The sequence below is a fragment of the Rhodococcus sp. ACS1 genome, from assembly GCF_002300155.1.
Taxonomy (GTDB): domain Bacteria; phylum Actinomycetota; class Actinomycetes; order Mycobacteriales; family Mycobacteriaceae; genus Rhodococcus_F; species Rhodococcus_F koreensis.
Window position 1 is genome coordinate 1,164,577 of the sequence record NZ_NSDZ01000001.1, and the last position, 15,096, is coordinate 1,179,672.

The 15,096-nt window shown below is 68.1% G+C and carries 15 protein-coding genes; 8 read left to right on the top strand and 7 right to left on the bottom strand.

The features are described from left to right. Genes CJ179_RS05595 through CJ179_RS05615 form a run of 5 tightly spaced genes read right to left on the bottom strand, consistent with a single transcriptional unit; the run spans position 1 to position 4,059 of the window. Positions 1–1,335: a HAMP domain-containing sensor histidine kinase gene (locus CJ179_RS05595; RefSeq protein WP_072951214.1), complete on the bottom strand. Its 1,335-nt coding sequence runs from the start codon at positions 1,333–1,335 to the stop codon at positions 1–3. A gap of 8 nt (positions 1,336–1,343) precedes the next feature. Then, entirely contained in the window at positions 1,344–2,024 is a 681-nt protein-coding gene (locus tag CJ179_RS05600; protein ID WP_025432276.1) for a response regulator transcription factor, read from the bottom strand. Between the two features lie 39 nt (positions 2,025–2,063). Beyond that, entirely contained in the window at positions 2,064–2,621 is a 558-nt protein-coding gene (locus tag CJ179_RS05605; protein ID WP_072951216.1) for a PH domain-containing protein, read from the bottom strand. 15 nt (positions 2,622–2,636) lie between these two features. Then, positions 2,637–3,194 (bottom strand): HdeD family acid-resistance protein, encoded by a 558-nt coding sequence (locus tag CJ179_RS05610; RefSeq protein WP_072951218.1) that lies wholly within the window; start codon positions 3,192–3,194, stop codon positions 2,637–2,639. 16 nt (positions 3,195–3,210) lie between these two features. Then, positions 3,211–4,059, bottom strand: a complete 849-nt coding sequence (locus tag CJ179_RS05615) for a biotin--[acetyl-CoA-carboxylase] ligase (protein ID WP_095861066.1) — start codon at positions 4,057–4,059, stop codon at positions 3,211–3,213. A 116-nt stretch (positions 4,060–4,175) separates the two neighbouring features. On the opposite strand from CJ179_RS05615, the gene CJ179_RS05620 reads away from it, so the two are divergent. From CJ179_RS05620 to CJ179_RS05630, 3 genes are read left to right on the top strand one after another with little or no spacing between them, the layout of a single operon-like run. Beyond that, on the top strand, positions 4,176–5,816 hold the full coding sequence (locus CJ179_RS05620; protein WP_074933736.1) for an acyl-CoA carboxylase subunit beta: 1,641 nt from the start codon (positions 4,176–4,178) through the stop codon (positions 5,814–5,816). A 23-nt stretch (positions 5,817–5,839) separates the two neighbouring features. Continuing rightward, positions 5,840–6,196, top strand: coding sequence for an acyl-CoA carboxylase subunit epsilon (locus CJ179_RS05625; protein ID WP_095861067.1), 357 nt, complete (start codon positions 5,840–5,842; stop codon positions 6,194–6,196). A 10-nt stretch (positions 6,197–6,206) separates the two neighbouring features. Next, the gene (locus CJ179_RS05630; RefSeq protein WP_072951507.1) at positions 6,207–6,851 is read left to right on the top strand and encodes a nucleoside triphosphate pyrophosphatase; all 645 of its coding nucleotides are present in this window, start codon (positions 6,207–6,209) and stop codon (positions 6,849–6,851) included. On the opposite strand, the gene CJ179_RS05635 is transcribed toward CJ179_RS05630, so the two are convergent. After that, positions 6,834–8,552, bottom strand: coding sequence for an MFS transporter (locus CJ179_RS05635; protein WP_095860862.1), 1,719 nt, complete (start codon positions 8,550–8,552; stop codon positions 6,834–6,836). The two genes, CJ179_RS05630 and CJ179_RS05635, sit on opposite strands and share 18 nt — an antisense overlap. 249 nt (positions 8,553–8,801) lie before the next feature. Here CJ179_RS05635 and CJ179_RS05640 point away from each other — a divergent pair, with 249 nt between their 5' ends. Together CJ179_RS05640 and CJ179_RS05645 are read left to right on the top strand one after the other, a co-directional pair. Beyond that, the gene (locus CJ179_RS05640) at positions 8,802–10,319 is read left to right on the top strand and encodes a condensation domain-containing protein (RefSeq protein ID WP_095860863.1); all 1,518 of its coding nucleotides are present in this window, start codon (positions 8,802–8,804) and stop codon (positions 10,317–10,319) included. Further along, positions 10,319–11,761 (top strand): condensation domain-containing protein, encoded by a 1,443-nt coding sequence (locus tag CJ179_RS05645; protein WP_095860864.1) that lies wholly within the window; start codon positions 10,319–10,321, stop codon positions 11,759–11,761. Before CJ179_RS05640 ends, CJ179_RS05645 begins: the two co-directional genes overlap by 1 nt. Here CJ179_RS05645 and CJ179_RS05650 read toward each other — a convergent pair. Beyond that, the gene (locus CJ179_RS05650) at positions 11,728–12,138 is read right to left on the bottom strand and encodes a group III truncated hemoglobin (protein WP_095860865.1); all 411 of its coding nucleotides are present in this window, start codon (positions 12,136–12,138) and stop codon (positions 11,728–11,730) included. The two genes, CJ179_RS05645 and CJ179_RS05650, sit on opposite strands and share 34 nt — an antisense overlap. 146 nt (positions 12,139–12,284) lie before the next feature. On the opposite strand from CJ179_RS05650, the gene CJ179_RS05655 reads away from it, so the two are divergent. Genes CJ179_RS05655 through CJ179_RS05665 form a run of 3 tightly spaced genes read left to right on the top strand, consistent with a single transcriptional unit; the run spans position 12,285 to position 14,995 of the window. Continuing rightward, a complete protein-coding gene (locus CJ179_RS05655) occupies positions 12,285–13,184 on the top strand; it encodes a sulfurtransferase (protein WP_072951493.1) in 900 nt (299 codons plus the stop codon). Further along, complete coding sequence (locus CJ179_RS05660) at positions 13,181–13,597, top strand: SufE family protein (RefSeq protein WP_095860866.1); 417 nt, start codon at positions 13,181–13,183, stop codon at positions 13,595–13,597. Before CJ179_RS05655 ends, CJ179_RS05660 begins: the two co-directional genes overlap by 4 nt. 21 nt (positions 13,598–13,618) lie before the next feature. Then, on the top strand, positions 13,619–14,995 hold the full coding sequence (locus tag CJ179_RS05665) for a condensation domain-containing protein (RefSeq protein WP_095860867.1): 1,377 nt from the start codon (positions 13,619–13,621) through the stop codon (positions 14,993–14,995). Positions 14,996–15,096: the final 101 nt, after the last annotated feature.

Here is a 15,096-nt window from a genome sequence, read left to right on the forward strand (position 1 = left end):
TCAGCGCGGTTCCCGGGTCCCGGTGACCCGCGTCGGCACGTGTTCCCGGGCGATGGGAACGAAGATCGCGAACAGGGCCGGCCGGCGCCGCTGAAGTTCCAGCCGGCCGCCGTCCGCTTCGATGAGCGCACGGGCCAGCGCCAGGCCCACACCGGTCGAACCGGCCCCCGAGAAACCGCGGTCGAAGATGTGCGGCGCGAGGTCGTTGCTGACGCCGACACCCTCGTCCGACACCTCCACACACACCATCGCCTCGCGCGGCGACAGTTCCTTGCCCGGCGCCCTCTGATTCTGTCCCTGGATCAGCCGCACCGAGACGGTGCACGTCCCCGACCCGTGCATGAGCGCGTTGTCGACGAGGACCGCCACGGCCTCACGGAGCCGGGAACCGGTGGTCGACGCCATCACGTTCGTGTCTCCGCGCAGCAGCAACTCGCGGTCGGCGTCCTCGAACGGCCGTTTCCAGTCCGCGATGACCACACTGAGTTCCCGGATGACCGACACCTGGGTCTCCGTGCCGCTGCTGCGGGAGGAACGGACCAGTTCGTCGATCGCGACGGTCAGCCGGTCCACCTGCGCCATGGCCTCGTCGGCCTCGACGACGACGGCCGGATCCGGGTGCACGGACAGCTCGTCGAGCCGGAGGCGGACGGCCGTGAGTCGGCTGCGGAGCTGGTGGGAGACGTCGGCGACGAGTGCGTGTTCGCGCTGCAACCGTCCCGCGATCTCGACGGTCGCCGAGTCGAGAACGTCGGAGACGCGGTCGAGTTCGGGGATGCCGTGTCGTCGCACGTCCGGCCGGAAGTCGCCCTCCGCGAGCCGGGCCGCCCGGTTCGCGACGTCCCGTAGCGGATCGGCGAGCCGCTTCGCCGTGACGTAGGCCACGACGGTGCCTGCGGCGATGGACACGAGTACCAGCAGCGCGACGGCACCGACGGCCTGGCGTTGCTGGGTGCGCATCTCGTCGGACGGCACCTCGAGGCGGAGCGAACCGGACGTGCCCATCGCGAGAGACTCCACCAGGGGCGACGGCACGGACGATTCGCCGATGTCGACGCGCGCGGCGCCGTCGTCGGTGGTCGGGTACACCACGACGAGTCGGCCCCCGGCGGGCGTCAGCAGTCGCAGAGAGTTCGTGTCGAGGTCGCCCTCGACGACGCCGTTGATGCCCTCCTGGGTGATGATCTCCGTCGCCATCCGATCCAGCCGGACCTGCAGGTCGCTCCGATTGAAGTCCTCGACCCACAACCAGGCCGTGTAGATCAGCGGCACACCGAGCAGCAGCGCCGTCAGGATCACGACTGCGAGGATCGACTGGAGAATTCTGCGGCGCACTGGCCCGCCTAGTCGGTGTTGATGCGGAAACCGACGCCGCGGACCGTCGCGATGCGACGTTCGGCGGCGGGGCCCTCGTCACCGATCTTCCGGCGAAGCCACGACATGTGCATGTCGAGGGTCTTCGAGCCGCGCAGTTCCACGTCGCCCCACACTTCCGCGAGGATCGTGTCGCGCGACACCACCTGTCCCGCGTGTTCGAGCAGCACCCGCAGAAGCTCGTACTCCTTGTTGGCGAGGGCGATCTCGGTTCCGTTCACGAGCACCCGGCGGGCCGCCGGCTCGAGCCGGATGCCCCCGACTTCGACGACCGAATCCTCGCCGCCGCCGCGACGGCGCAGCAGCGCACGCACCCGGGCCATCAACTCCGCCAACCGGAACGGCTTCCCTACGTAGTCGTCGGCTCCGGCGTCGAGTCCGACGACGAAGTCGACTTCGTCGGTGCGCGCGGTGAGCATGAGCACCGCCAGTTCCGAACTGTGGGCACGCACTTGCCTGCACACCTCGAGCCCGTCCATCCCCGGGAGTCCGAGGTCCAGGATCAGCAGGTCGTAGGCCCCGTCGAGCGCCTGTTCCAGCGCTGCCGGGCCGGTCTGCTCGATGGTGACGTCGTACCCTTCCCGGCCCAGTGCCCGCGACAGCGGGGCGGCGATGGCTTCGTCATCTTCGGCAAGCAATACAGCAGTCACCTCCACAGCGTACGGAGGTGCGGAGACGGCCGTGACCGGTTACCAGCCTTTGCCGGTGTCGGCGTCACCGCGCGGGTCTTCCCGCTCCTGTTCGCGGTGGAGATCCATCGCGTCGAACACCTGGTGGTAGAGCAGCGAGTGGACGCGCTGAACGTCGGGGATGTCGTCGAATTCCAGCGGGTCGTCGGAGGACGACACGATGACCAGCGTTCCGGTGCGGAGCATCCGGTCGAGGAGGCCGTGCCGGAACTGCACGTTGCTGATGCGCCCCATCGGAATGTCGATCCCCGTGTGCGTCATCACACCCTGGCGGATGAGGACGCGTCGGTCGGTGACGATGAAGTGGGTGAACTTCCAGCTGAGAAACGGCGCGACGCAGCGCCATCCGACGAGTCCCAGCCACAGCACGAGGACGACGACGAGCACGACGGTCAGTGCGGAGCCGTCCAGCTTGTTCTCGGCGAAGCCCGACGCGAATCCCGCGACCGCCGTCGCCAGCAGAAAGGTGACGGCGGGGAGCAGCAACATCTTCCAGTGCGGATGGCGGTGAAGCAGTAGTTCCTCGTCCTCGGCGAGCGCGTCCTCCGGATATCCCATGCGACGAGTGTGCCTCTACCGCATGCGGCTGAGCACGATCGGGGTGATCACGATGATGATGCCGTACAGCACCATCCACACTCCGACCACGATCACGAACACCTCGAGCGACAGTTCGGGCTGCAGGAGCACGAAGGCCCCGGCGACCACGCTGATCACTCCGAGCACGATGGTCAGACCGCGATTCGCGACCGACCCGGAGGCACCCTCGACGATTTCGAGGACACCCCGGAACACCCACCACGCACCGACGACGAGCGCGATGATGACGACGGTCTGGAGCGGGCTCCTCAGCACGAGGAACGCGAGAAGTATTGCCAGGGCGCCGGATACGCCCACGAGGGTGCGCGCGCCTCCACTGGCCTCGACGTCGGCGAACGCCCGGATGATCTGGACGATCCCGAATCCGAAGAACTGGATGGCGATCAGGACGGCCAGCACCGTGAGTGTCACGTGCGGCCACACGAGCACGGCGATGCCCAGGCCCAGGGTGAGCAGACCGAGCACCACCGTGAGGCCGGTCAACGTGCGCCGGGCTGCGGTGACGGAGGACTCCGGAATTGAGGTACTCATGTACCACAGTGTGGCACTACTCGGTGCGCACCGGGCGTAAATGTGTGATGTCACCTGCGGCGACGGCGACCGTGCCGGGCTGTCCGTCGGGGGCGATCACGACCCGGCCCTCCGCGTCGACGTCCGTTGCGATGCCGATCAGTTCACGCCCGCCGGGCAGTTCGGCGCGCACCCGTTGGCCGAGCGTGCCGCAGCGCTCACGGTAGGCCGCGGCGAGTTCCGTGACGTCCCAGTTCGAGTCGTGCCACTGCCGCCAGCGATCGGCGATAGCGCGCAGCACCGCCCGCACCAGGGTGTCGCGGTCACTGACCTCGGCGCCCTCGAGGACGAGCGACGTGGCGTGCTCGACGGGCAGTTCGTCTCTCGTGAGGCTCACGTTGAGTCCGATCCCCACGACGACCGCGGGATCCGGTGCCGTGGCGGACACCTCGGCGAGGATCCCGGCGACCTTGCGTCCGTCGATCAGCACATCGTTGGGCCACTTCAGTTCCGCGGGCACCTTGGCGGTGGCGCGCAGAGCGTCCACGACGGCGACGCCGGTCAGCAGCGGCAGCCACCCCATGTCCTGGAGGCTCATCCCCGGCATCGTCAGCAACGCCGAGACGGCGATCTGCGCCTGCGGCGGGCTCACCCAGGCGCGGGAGTGGCGGCCCCGGCCGCTGCCCTGGAATTCGGCGAGCAGCACGTGCCGGTCGCAGTCCGACGTCGCGGCGCGCGCGAGAAGGTCGGCATTGGTGGACCCGGTCTCCTGCACCACGTCGAGCCGAGACCAGAACTTGCGGGTGTCGCTGTCGTCGTCACCGCGGACGAGTGCCGCCCGCAGATTGTCGGCGTTGAGAGGGGGTCGGTTCAGGTCGGTCCACATCACCACAGCCTAGGACCAGCAGGAAAAGGTACTGGTCAGTAGCCGGGTCCGGGCAACCCGCCGCCTGACCACCTCCCTTGGCAGAAGCGCGCCGGCGCTCGTTAAGCTGACCTGTCATGACCACTGTTCAGGAGCCGAGCGCGGCGGAGTCGGCGAGTACGCCCGATATTCACACGACGGCGGGAAAGCTCGCCGACCTGCGTAATCGTCAGGCCGAGGCGCAGCACCCGAGCGGTGAAGCCGCGGTCGACAAGGTCCACGCCAAGGGCAAGCTCACCGCCCGCGAACGCATCACCGCGTTGTTGGACGAGGGCTCCTTCGTCGAACTCGACGCCCTCGCCCGCCACCGCTCGGTGAACTTCGGCCTCGCCGACAACCGCCCCGTCGGCGACGGCGTCGTCACCGGCTACGGCACCGTCGACGGCCGCGACGTCTGCGTGTTCTCCCAGGACGCCACCGTCTTCGGCGGCTCCCTCGGCGAAATCTACGGCGAAAAAATCGTCAAGGTCATGGACCTCGCCCTCAAAACCGGGCGCCCCCTGATCGGCATCAACGAAGGCGCCGGCGCCCGCATCCAGGAAGGCGTCGTCTCCCTCGGCCTCTACGGCGAAATCTTCCACCGCAACGTCCAGGCCTCCGGCGTCATCCCCCAGATCTCCCTGATCATGGGCCCCGCCGCCGGCGGCCACGTCTACTCCCCCGCCCTGACCGACTTCGTCGTCATGGTCGACCAGACCTCCCAGATGTTCGTCACCGGCCCCGACGTCATCAAGACCGTCACCGGCGAAGACGTCACCATGGAAGACCTCGGTGGCGCGCACACCCACATGGTCAAGTCCGGCGTCGCCCACTACGTCGCCTCCGGCGAACAGGACGCCCTCGACTACGTCAAGGACCTCCTCTCCTACCTGCCCAGCAACAATCAGGCCGCCGCCCCCCGAATGCTGCCCACCGACCCGATCACCGGAGCCATCGAGGACTCCCTCACCGCCGAGGACCTCGAACTCGACACCCTGATCCCGGACTCGGCGAACCAGCCCTACGACATGCACGAGGTCATCCGCCGCATCCTCGACGACGACGAATTCCTCGAGGTCCAGGCCGAACGCGCCGGCAACATCGTCGTCGGCTTCGGCCGCGTCGACGGCCGCTCCGTCGGCATCGTCGCCAACCAGCCCACCGTCTTCGCCGGCTGCCTCGACATCGACGCCTCCGAAAAAGCCGCCCGCTTCGTGCGCACCTGCGACGCGTTCAACGTCCCGATCATCACCCTCGTCGACGTCCCCGGCTTCCTGCCCGGCACCGACCAGGAATACAACGGCATCATCCGCCGCGGCGCGAAACTGCTCTACGCCTACGGCGAGGCCACCGTCGGCAAGATCACCGTCATCACCCGCAAGGCCTACGGCGGCGCCTACGACGTGATGGGCTCCAAGCACATGGGCGCCGACGTCAACCTGGCCTGGCCCACCGCCCAGATCGCCGTGATGGGCGCCTCCGGCGCCGTCGGGTTCGTCTACCGCAAACGCCTGCTCGAGGCCGCCAAGAACGGTGACGACGTCGACGCGCTGCGCCTGCAACTGCAACAGGAGTACGAGGACACCCTCGTCAACCCGTACGTCGCCGCCGAACGCGGCTACGTCGACGCCGTCATCCCCCCGTCCCACACCCGCGGACAGATCGTGGCCGCCCTGCGCCTGCTCGAACGCAAAATGGTCACCCTCCCGCCCAAGAAGCATGGGAACATCCCGCTATGAGCGTCGGCGAATCATTGGACAGAGTGACTGCTATCACCGAGGACGACGTGCGCACCGAGACCAGCCCGGACGCGACGTCGCCAGTCAACGGTTCCGCCGGGGGCACCACGCTCGAGGAGGGCGCGGTCACCGACCTCCCCGCCGACAGTGCAGCGGCCGACGCGGCCCGTGAGCCGTTCCTGAAGGTGGTCAAGGGTTCTCCCTCCGACGAGGAGATCGCGGCGCTCGTCGCGGTGCTGTCCGCGGCCGCCGCCGCAGGCAGCGGTGATCCGGATTCGGGTGTCCCGCCCGAGTCCTGGGGTGCTCCCACCCGGATGCACCGGAGCGTCGCCCCGTTCTCGCCGTACGCGTTCCCGAACGTGTCGGCGTACCGGCGTTGATCCGGGCCTCGTGACGTCGTTCGTTCTCGCCTCGGCGTCCCCGGCGCGGCTGGCCGTGCTGCGCAGCGCCGGGGTGGAACCGGTGGTGCGAGTCTCCGGGGTCGACGAGGACGCCCTCATCGCGGCACTCGGTGCCGACGCCGCCCCTGAGCACGTCGTCACCGAATTGGCCCGCGCCAAGGCAAAGGACGTCCTCCCCGTTCTCGCACGGGACGGGATCTCGGATGCCGTGATCGTCGGATGCGACTCCATGCTGCTGATCGACGGCGCCCTGCAGGGCAAGCCCGGGACCGTCGACGTCGCGCGCGAGCGCTGGTCGTCGATGGCCGGCCGTAGCGCGACCCTGCTCACCGGGCACAGCGTCCTGCGGATCACCGAGGGCACCGTGGTGGGTGACGCACACGACCACAGCGCCACCGTGGTCCATTTCGCGAGCCCACCGGACGCCGATCTGGAGGCCTACCTCGCGACCGGGGAACCACTCCAGGTCGCGGGTGCGTTCACCCTCGACAGCCTCGGCGGATGGTTCGTGGACCGCATCGAGGGCGACCCGTCCAGCGTGATCGGGATCGGTCTGCCACTCGTCCGGAGGTTGCTCGCGGACGTCGGGGTCGGCGTCGCCGAGTTGTGGGCGACGTCAGGCCGCGGCGACTGACCCGTCGTCGACCGGCTGGTTCCGGCGCGGCAGGGTCAGCGACGCCACCCCGATGGCAGCGGCGACCGCCGCGATGATCCAGAGGATGCGGCGTTCCGCCTGCAGAAACGCCTCGCCTGCCGCATTGCGGGTCGATTCCCGCGCCGCGACCACCGCGGAGTCGGCGATCTGCTGCTGGGCAGCACCGAGCGGGGTTCCTCCCGATACCGGTGAGCGGCACTCGTCGGGCACCTTCATCGGGGACGTGGACCCGAGCTGTTCCGACGCGCACCGCACGAACGTCTCCTCCGCGCGCGGGATCAGCCCCGGCGGCACCCCGACCTCGGCGAGCTGAGCGGTCAGCGCCGGCCGCTCGGCCTGCACCGCGTCCGCCGACTGCGTCGCGACGAGGTTGAAGAACACCACGCCGATCACCGCGAGCCCGATCGAACTGCCCACCTGCTGGACCGTCGGCAGCAGCCCGGACACCGAGCCCGCGTTCTGCGGTCGCACGGTCGCGAGGATCGCCGTCTGGAGCGGCGCTACGAACAATCCGAGCCCGGCTCCCCCGATGAACAGGGGCCCGGCCAGCGCCGACCACCTCGGATCGGTGCCCTCGTGCTGCAGTTGCGCTGCCAGCACGACGAGGGAGCCTGCGAACAGCGCCATCCCCGACGGCAGGACGAGGTTGCCGATGCGCCGGTAGACGGCGGCGGAGGCCAGCGCGGCGAGACCGGTGCCGAGCGCCCACGGCAGCGTCATCATCCCGGCCCGCAGCGGGGAGAACCCGAACCCGAACTGCAGGGTGAGAGAGATGGTGAAGATCAGCGACGTGAGCGTGCCGAAGAATACGAACGCGATGGCGGCGCCCAGCGAGAACGCGCGGTCGGTGAACAACTCCAGGCGCAGGACCGGGTCGCCGCCGCGGCGCCCGAGCCGCCATTCGTAGACGACGAAGGCGATCAGCACCGGCACCGAGCACAGCAGCATCACCACGATCGACGTCGGCCAGCCGCGTTCATCTCCTTCCGCGAGCGGAAAGATAAGGAGGAACAGCCCGACTGCCGACAGCACGGCGCCGCCCAGGTCGAGTTGGCGAACACCGTCCGGCTTCGCGTCGACGAGGTAGAAGTAGCCGAGGACCAGGGCGGCGAGACCGAGCGGGAGGTTGACGAAGAAGATGAGCCGCCAGCCCCAGCCGAAGAGGTCCCACTGGATGAGAAGTCCGCCGACGAGCGGGCCGCAGATCGTGGCGAGTCCGATGGTCGCGCCGTAGATCCCGAACACCCGCGGATGGGCGCGTTTCGGGAAGAGCCCCGAGATGATGGCGAACGTCTGAGCCGACATCGACCCCGCCGCGAGGCCCTGCAACGCCCGCGACACGACGAGCGCGGTCGGCGACTGGGCCAGTCCACAGAGCAGTGAGGCCACGATGAAGACGGCCAGCGCGGTGAGGAAGACCCGTCGCCTGCCGAGCAGATCCCCCAGTCGCGCCGCCGTGATCAGGGAACATGCGAAAGACAGCGTGTAGACGCTCACCATCAGCAGCTGCGCCGACACCGAGGCGCCCAGATCGACTGCGATGCTCGGAAGCGCGACGTTGACGATGGTCGCGTCCAGGAGTTGCATGAAGACGGCGGCGAGACTGGTGGCCAGACCCAGCCACGGGACCCACCGACCGAGTTCGCCTCGGTAGAGTGCGTCACGCTGAGTCACAGGCATCCGGACAGGTTAGCGGCTCGAACCTCACAGAAAGCTGTGAGGTTGTTCAAAGATTGCTGGATGCTACGCGAAGAACTTGCAGCGTGGAACCCTTTTGCCCGACACTTGACTGGACCGGGACCGACCTGTAATCAGTCTCATACTTCGTTACCTCTCGCGGTAAGGCACTCGGTGCCGCATCCTGTTGCGAGAAGTCCGTGCCACACCCGATCGACCTCGCAACTCGAATTCGACACCAGGAGCCGCTCGATGGACTTGAACTTGATCACCCACTGGAAGCCAGAGCCTGGGCGGGTCGTCGAGTGGAAAGTCACGGACGCGAGTGCACGTGCGGCTGCCGAGGCGCCGGTCGATCCGGCACTGCCGACCACCATGCAGGAACGGCATCTGCGGCGGGCCCGGCTGGCGGCGAACAACGGCGAGACCCAGTCCCCGTGGATCGGCATCGCCTTCGACTTTCCGGGCCGCCTCGACACCGCCGCGATGACCCGCACCCTGGAGCGTTACGTCCTACGGCACGACACGCTGCACAGCTGGTTCTCGTTCGAGAACGCGGACGCCGACCCCACGGACACCGCCAACGCCGTCCGACGGCACGTCGTGCCTGCCGACTCCATCGCGCTCACGGCACACGAGGGCGAGACCCTCACCACCCCTGAACAGGTCCGCGACCACATCGCCGCGCGCTTCGCGAACGATACGAGCGCGTTGGCCTGGCCTGCATTCGTGTTCGGGGTGGTGGAGCACTACGACACCGGGGTTCCCGGGAGCGAGGACAGCTTCACCCTGTTCCACGCCGTCGATCACGCGCACACCGACATGCAGTCGATGATCCTCACGTTTGCCGAGACCCGGATCCTCTATCGGGCCGAACTCGACGGCGCGGAGCCCGAACTGCCGGACCCGGGAAGCTACGTGGAGTACAGCCGGCGGGAACGGGAGAAGGCGGCGACGCTGACCCTCGCCTCCCCCGAGGTCCACGGCTGGATCGGCCACCTCACCCGCAACGGCGGAACCTTCCCGAGCTTTCCCCTCGACCTCGGCGCCTCCGACGAACCCAAACCGGCCATCGGCAGCCGGTTCGACCTCGCCGACGCCGACGAGTGCGAGCGGTTCGGTGCCGTGTGCAAGGCCCACGGTTCCAACTTCATCGGCGGCGTGTTCGCGGCCCTTGCCATCACCGAACACGAGTTGGTCGGGCGCGACCGCTACATGGCGCTGTCCCCCCTCACCACCCGCAACGATCCGCAGTTCTACTGGTCCCAGGGGTGGTTCATCAACCTCATTCCGGTCGGGTTCGCCCTGGAGGATGCCACGACGTTCACGGGACTCGCTCAGCGCGCGCAGGACGCCTACCGTTCGGGCAAGGCTCTCGGTGAGGTGTCCGTGCAGCAGGTGATCGACACCGTGCTCGCTCAGGCCGGCCCCGAGGCGACGTCGCAGCACACCACGCTCGCACCGCCGCCGATCGTGTCGTACATCGACGGCCGGCGGTTGCCGCAGACCGAGAATTTCACGTCGACCCGCGCGACCGGCATCGTAGGTGGCAAGGCCACCCAGATCGCGTCGATCTGGATCAATCGCGTCTTCGAGGGCACGTGGATGGCCGTCTCGCATCCGGACACCGAGGAGGCGCACCGATCGGTGACGGCGTATGCCGAACGATTGTCGACCATCATGAAAACCGTGGCACGCGACGGCGATTACACGGTGACGCCCTTCGCGCCGGCGGCCGCGGAATCCGCGACTGCCACAGGGGCGGAGTAGTGCACGTCACGTCCATCGACCGGTACATGCTCGAACCCGGCCTGGTGACGGAATGGTCCGTCGCGCCGGGCGAAGTGTCGGCCTCGGCGGTGCCGCCGTCGTACAACCAGCAGTTCCATCTCGATACCGCGCGCACGCACGGTGTCGGCCGAAGCGTCTGGATGGCAGCGGCTTTCGACCTCCCCGGCCGACTCGACCGGGACGCGCTCGCGGAGGCGCTGGTGCATTTCATCCGGCGTCACGACACGCTGCAGACCGGCTTCGACGTGAGCCCGGACGCGATGGCACGGGTGGATCTCGACCCCGACGACATCACCGTCGTCGCGTCCGAGTCCTCGGTGACGACGTCACCGCACGAGCTCCGCGACCATCTGCGGTACCGGTTCACCGAGGCGTGCGATCCGCTGACGTTCCCCGCCTACTTGTTCGCGACCATCGAGCGCGACTCGCACTACACCGTGGTCAGTGCGTTCGATCACACGCTCGTCGACGGGTATTCGCTCGTCATCGCGCTGGGCGAACTCCGGCAGATCTATCAGCGAATCATCGGGCTGGGCCGCTCGGGTGTACTCACCGAAGCGGAGCTGACGGAGGAACTCGGTGATCCGGGGAGCTTCCTGCGGTACTGCGAACTCGAGGCCGAGGCGCCGGTCACCGAGATCGGCGACCCCCGGGTGCGGGAATGGGCCCGCTTCTACGAGCGCTGCGGCGGCACCGCGCCCAGTTTCCCGCTCGATCTGGGTGTCGAGGCCGGTAGGCCCGCCCCGCAGGGCGCCGACGTGCGTCCCCTCCTCGATGCCGCGGACACCGACCGGTTCGAGGAGATCTGCCTGGACTCCGGGGGAAGCCTGTTCACGGGGACGCTCACCGCGATGGGCCTGGCCGTGCAGTCGATCGATGGCACCGACCGGATGCCGTTGCAGTTTCCGCTGCACATCCGCCAGGACCCGCAGTGGGCCAACGCGATCGGGTGGCTCACGACGAGCGCGCCGCTGACGGTCGAACTGACGCCCGACTGCGACTTCCAAGCCTCGCTGGCGCACACCCACGCCTCGTTCCGCACGGCGCTCACGCTCAAGGGCGTCACGATGGCCCAGGTGCGGGAGGCGCTCGGTGACGGATATCGCCGGACCCGCACCGATGTGTTCATGGTCTCCTACATCGACTACCGCAAGCTGCCGGGCACCGACGACCACGACGAACTGAACGCCCATCACATCAGCAACGTGACGGTCGCGGACGATGCCCAGTTCTGGATCTCACGCACCCAGCGGGGTCTCGCGCTGCGGTCGCGGTTCCCCGAGACGCCGACGGCACGGCGCGCGGTCACGGAGTTCCTGGTACGGCTGCGGGAGATCATGCACGACGTCTGCGAGAACGGTGTCACTCCCATCGCGGAGCTCACCAGTCAGCTGAGCCTGGAGGGCACTCCGGTCGTCTGACCACCGGAGGGCTCGAACAGCCGTAGCCGCATCCCGACTGCGATCCTGGCCGCCTCGACTTTGGCCTGCTGCGCGACGTCGCCGAGGAACAACTCGTCGACGCTGGACGTCCACAGCTCGACCCAGCGGTCGAAGTGCCGGTCGGTGAATCCGTGCCTGCCGTGCAGCGCCCGGTGCACGGCACCGACGCTGCCGCGGTAGATGCCGGTGCGCAGCAGGATCGTCTCCCAGAAGTCGCACATGACGGGCAGGTGGTCGTCCAGGCCGATCACCATGAGCGTCTCGAATACCGGTTCGAGGACCGGGTCGGCGAATGCCCGGCCGTAGAAGTGCCGGAGCAGCAGTTCCAGGTCGGCGCGCGTCGCGATGTCGGGCATGGGGCCTCCGTTCGGGTGCGAATCTACGCGCCCGCCCTCACGTCCTCACCCTGTGCGGAAGGTAAGTGTGAACGCCGGTCGGAAGAACTTCCGGCGTCCGCCTAGAATTGATCCGTCCCCGTCGCATCTGCCCCAGGAGCCCACCCGTGCCCGTAGCGCCAGATCCCACCCAGTCCTTCGCCGAGTACGCCAATCCCGGTCGGCTCGTGTCGACGGAGTGGCTGTCCGCGAATCTGGGCACACCCGGCCTCAAGGTCGTGGAATCGGACGAGGATGTGCTCCTCTACGACGTCGGTCACATCCCCGGCGCCGTCAAGGTCGACTGGCACCTCGATCTCAACGATCCGGTGACGCGTGACTACATCAACGGGGAGCAGTTCGCCGAGCTGATGAGCCGCAAGGGCATCAGCCGCGACGACACCGTCGTGATCTACGGCGACAAGAGCAACTGGTGGGCGGCGTACGCCCTGTGGGTGTTCACGCTGTTCGGACACGAGGACGTCCGTCTCCTCGACGGCGGCCGCGACGCGTGGATCGCCGAGAACCGGGACACCGCGTTCGACGTCCCCGAGACCTCCCCCACCGACTACCCGGTGGTCGAGCGCAACGACGCCCCGATCCGCGCGTTCAAGGACGACGTCCTCGATCACCTCGGCAAGGGACCGCTGATCGACGTCCGTTCGCCGCAGGAGTACACCGGCGAGCGCACCCACATGCCCGACTACCCGGAAGAGGGCGCCCTCCGCGGCGGCCACATCCCGAGCGCGCAGAGCATTCCGTGGGCCAAGGCCGCGGCACCCGACAGCCGTTTCCGTTCGCGCGGTGAACTGAACGAGATCTACGGCGGGGTGTCCGCCGACGACGACATCGTGGCGTACTGCCGGATCGGTGAGCGTTCCAGTCACACCTGGTTCGTCCTCACCCACCTGCTCGGTTACCCCAATGTCCGCAACTACGACGGTTCGTGGACGGAATGGGGCAACATGGTTCGCGTTCCGATCGTCAGGGGTGAAGAGCCGGGAGACGTTCCCGGCGCAACGTCATGACCGAACTACCCGATTCGCTTGCCGAGATCGTCGACGACTTCGCCGCCGTCGACGGCTCGGACAAGCTGCAGTTGCTGCTGGAATTCAGCCGCGAACTGGCGGCCCTGCCTGCCGAACTCGAGCAGGACGCGATGGAACCGGTGCCGGAGTGCCAGTCTCCGCTGTTCCTTTCGGTCGACGACTCCGATCCGGAGCACGTGCGACTGCACTTCAGCGCGCCCGCGGAGGCACCGACGACGCGGGGTTTCGCGTCGATCCTCCACCAGGGCCTGGATGGGCACAGTGCTGTCACCATCCTCGGCGTTCCGGACGATTTCTACTCCGCGCTCGGGCTCGCCGACGCCGTCAGTCCGCTGCGGCTGCGCGGCATGTCGGCGATGCTCGCGCGAATCAAGCGGCATCTTCGCGGCTAGGCAGGGTCTGAACACATACCGATGGAATTCACCGAACTTGCCGACTACCCCGTTCCGGTGGGTGCGCTCACCGAATGGCTGCCGTGCGCCCGCTCGGAGTGGGTGGACGATCCCCGTCCGGCTTCGTACATCCACGAGGCGCATCTGCGCCGGTGCGCCGATGCCGAGGGTCGCGAATCCTGGCTGGGCACCGCATTCGAGATCCACGGCGCACTGAACGTCACCGCGTTCCGGACCGCACTGGAGAAGTGGACCGATCGTCACGAGGTGCTGCGCTCGCACACGACGTTCGACACGGAGACCGAGCGGGTGTGCCGGCGGACCGTGCCGCAGGGCGGGCTGCACGTGGGGGTCGTCAGCCACGGTTACGACGCCGCCGGGGGCGACAACTTCGCGCACCTGCAGCAACTGTTCGACGAGTACGCCTCGCCGCACAGTTGGCCGTCGTACGTCTTCGCGACGCTGGAAACCGTGCAACGCGACCGGTTCACGGTGTTCTTCGCGGCGGATCACTCGATCATCGACGGGTTCTCCATCGTGCTCGTCGCCCACGAGTTGACCGCCCTGTACGAGCAGGCGCTGTCCGGTCGCACAGCCAACCTGTTCCCCGTCGGCAGCTACATCGACTTCGGCCGCGAGGAGCGTGAGACCTCCACCGACGCCGAGGTGAAGCGTGAGGCGCTCGACGTGTGGCGGTCCGCACTCGAGGGGCCGGGACTCCCCGAGTTCCCCCTGAAAGTCGGCCCGCGCACGTCGTATGCGCAGCAGAACCTGTCCGCCTGGATACTCGACGCCGACCAGGCGGCGGCGTTCAATTCGGCGTGCCGCGAGGCGGATGTGGGGTTCTTCCCCGGCCTGCTCGCGTGCCTCGGCCTGGCCGGCGCGGAAGTGGCGGGCGATGACCGCTTTCGGACGGTCACCCCGGTCCATACCCGGCACTCCCCGCAGTGGGCGTCCGCACTGGGCTGGTTCGTGGGTCTGAGCCCGATCGACTTCGAGGTGACCTCGGACGACTTCGCCGCCGTCGCCCGCGAGGCCGCCGACAGCGTGGCCCGGACGAAACCGATCTCGGTGGTCCCGTTCGACCAGATCGAGAAGGAACTCGACATCCCCATCCGGCCGCGCTTCGTCGTCTCCTACATGGACGTCCGGTTCGTGCCCGAAGCGGGCCGCTGGCACGAGCGCAACGCCCGGGCGCTGCGGAGCCGGCAGTACACCCACGACGTGTACGCCTGGATCAATCGCACCCCCCGCGGCGTCAATCTGGCGGTCCGATATCCGGGCAACGACATCGCCGCCGCGAGCGTCCACACGTGGGTCGCGAGCCTCCGCCGGCAACTGGAACAGGTTTCAACCAGCTACCCTTCGGTAGGGTTGCGGAGCGTCGGACAGGCCTGACGGCAATATTCGGTCCGGTGGCAACACCGATCGGTTCGGTGCCTAGACTCCGAAGTGATGCCGTAACCCACCGCCGGTGAACACCCCCGGGGACCACCGCG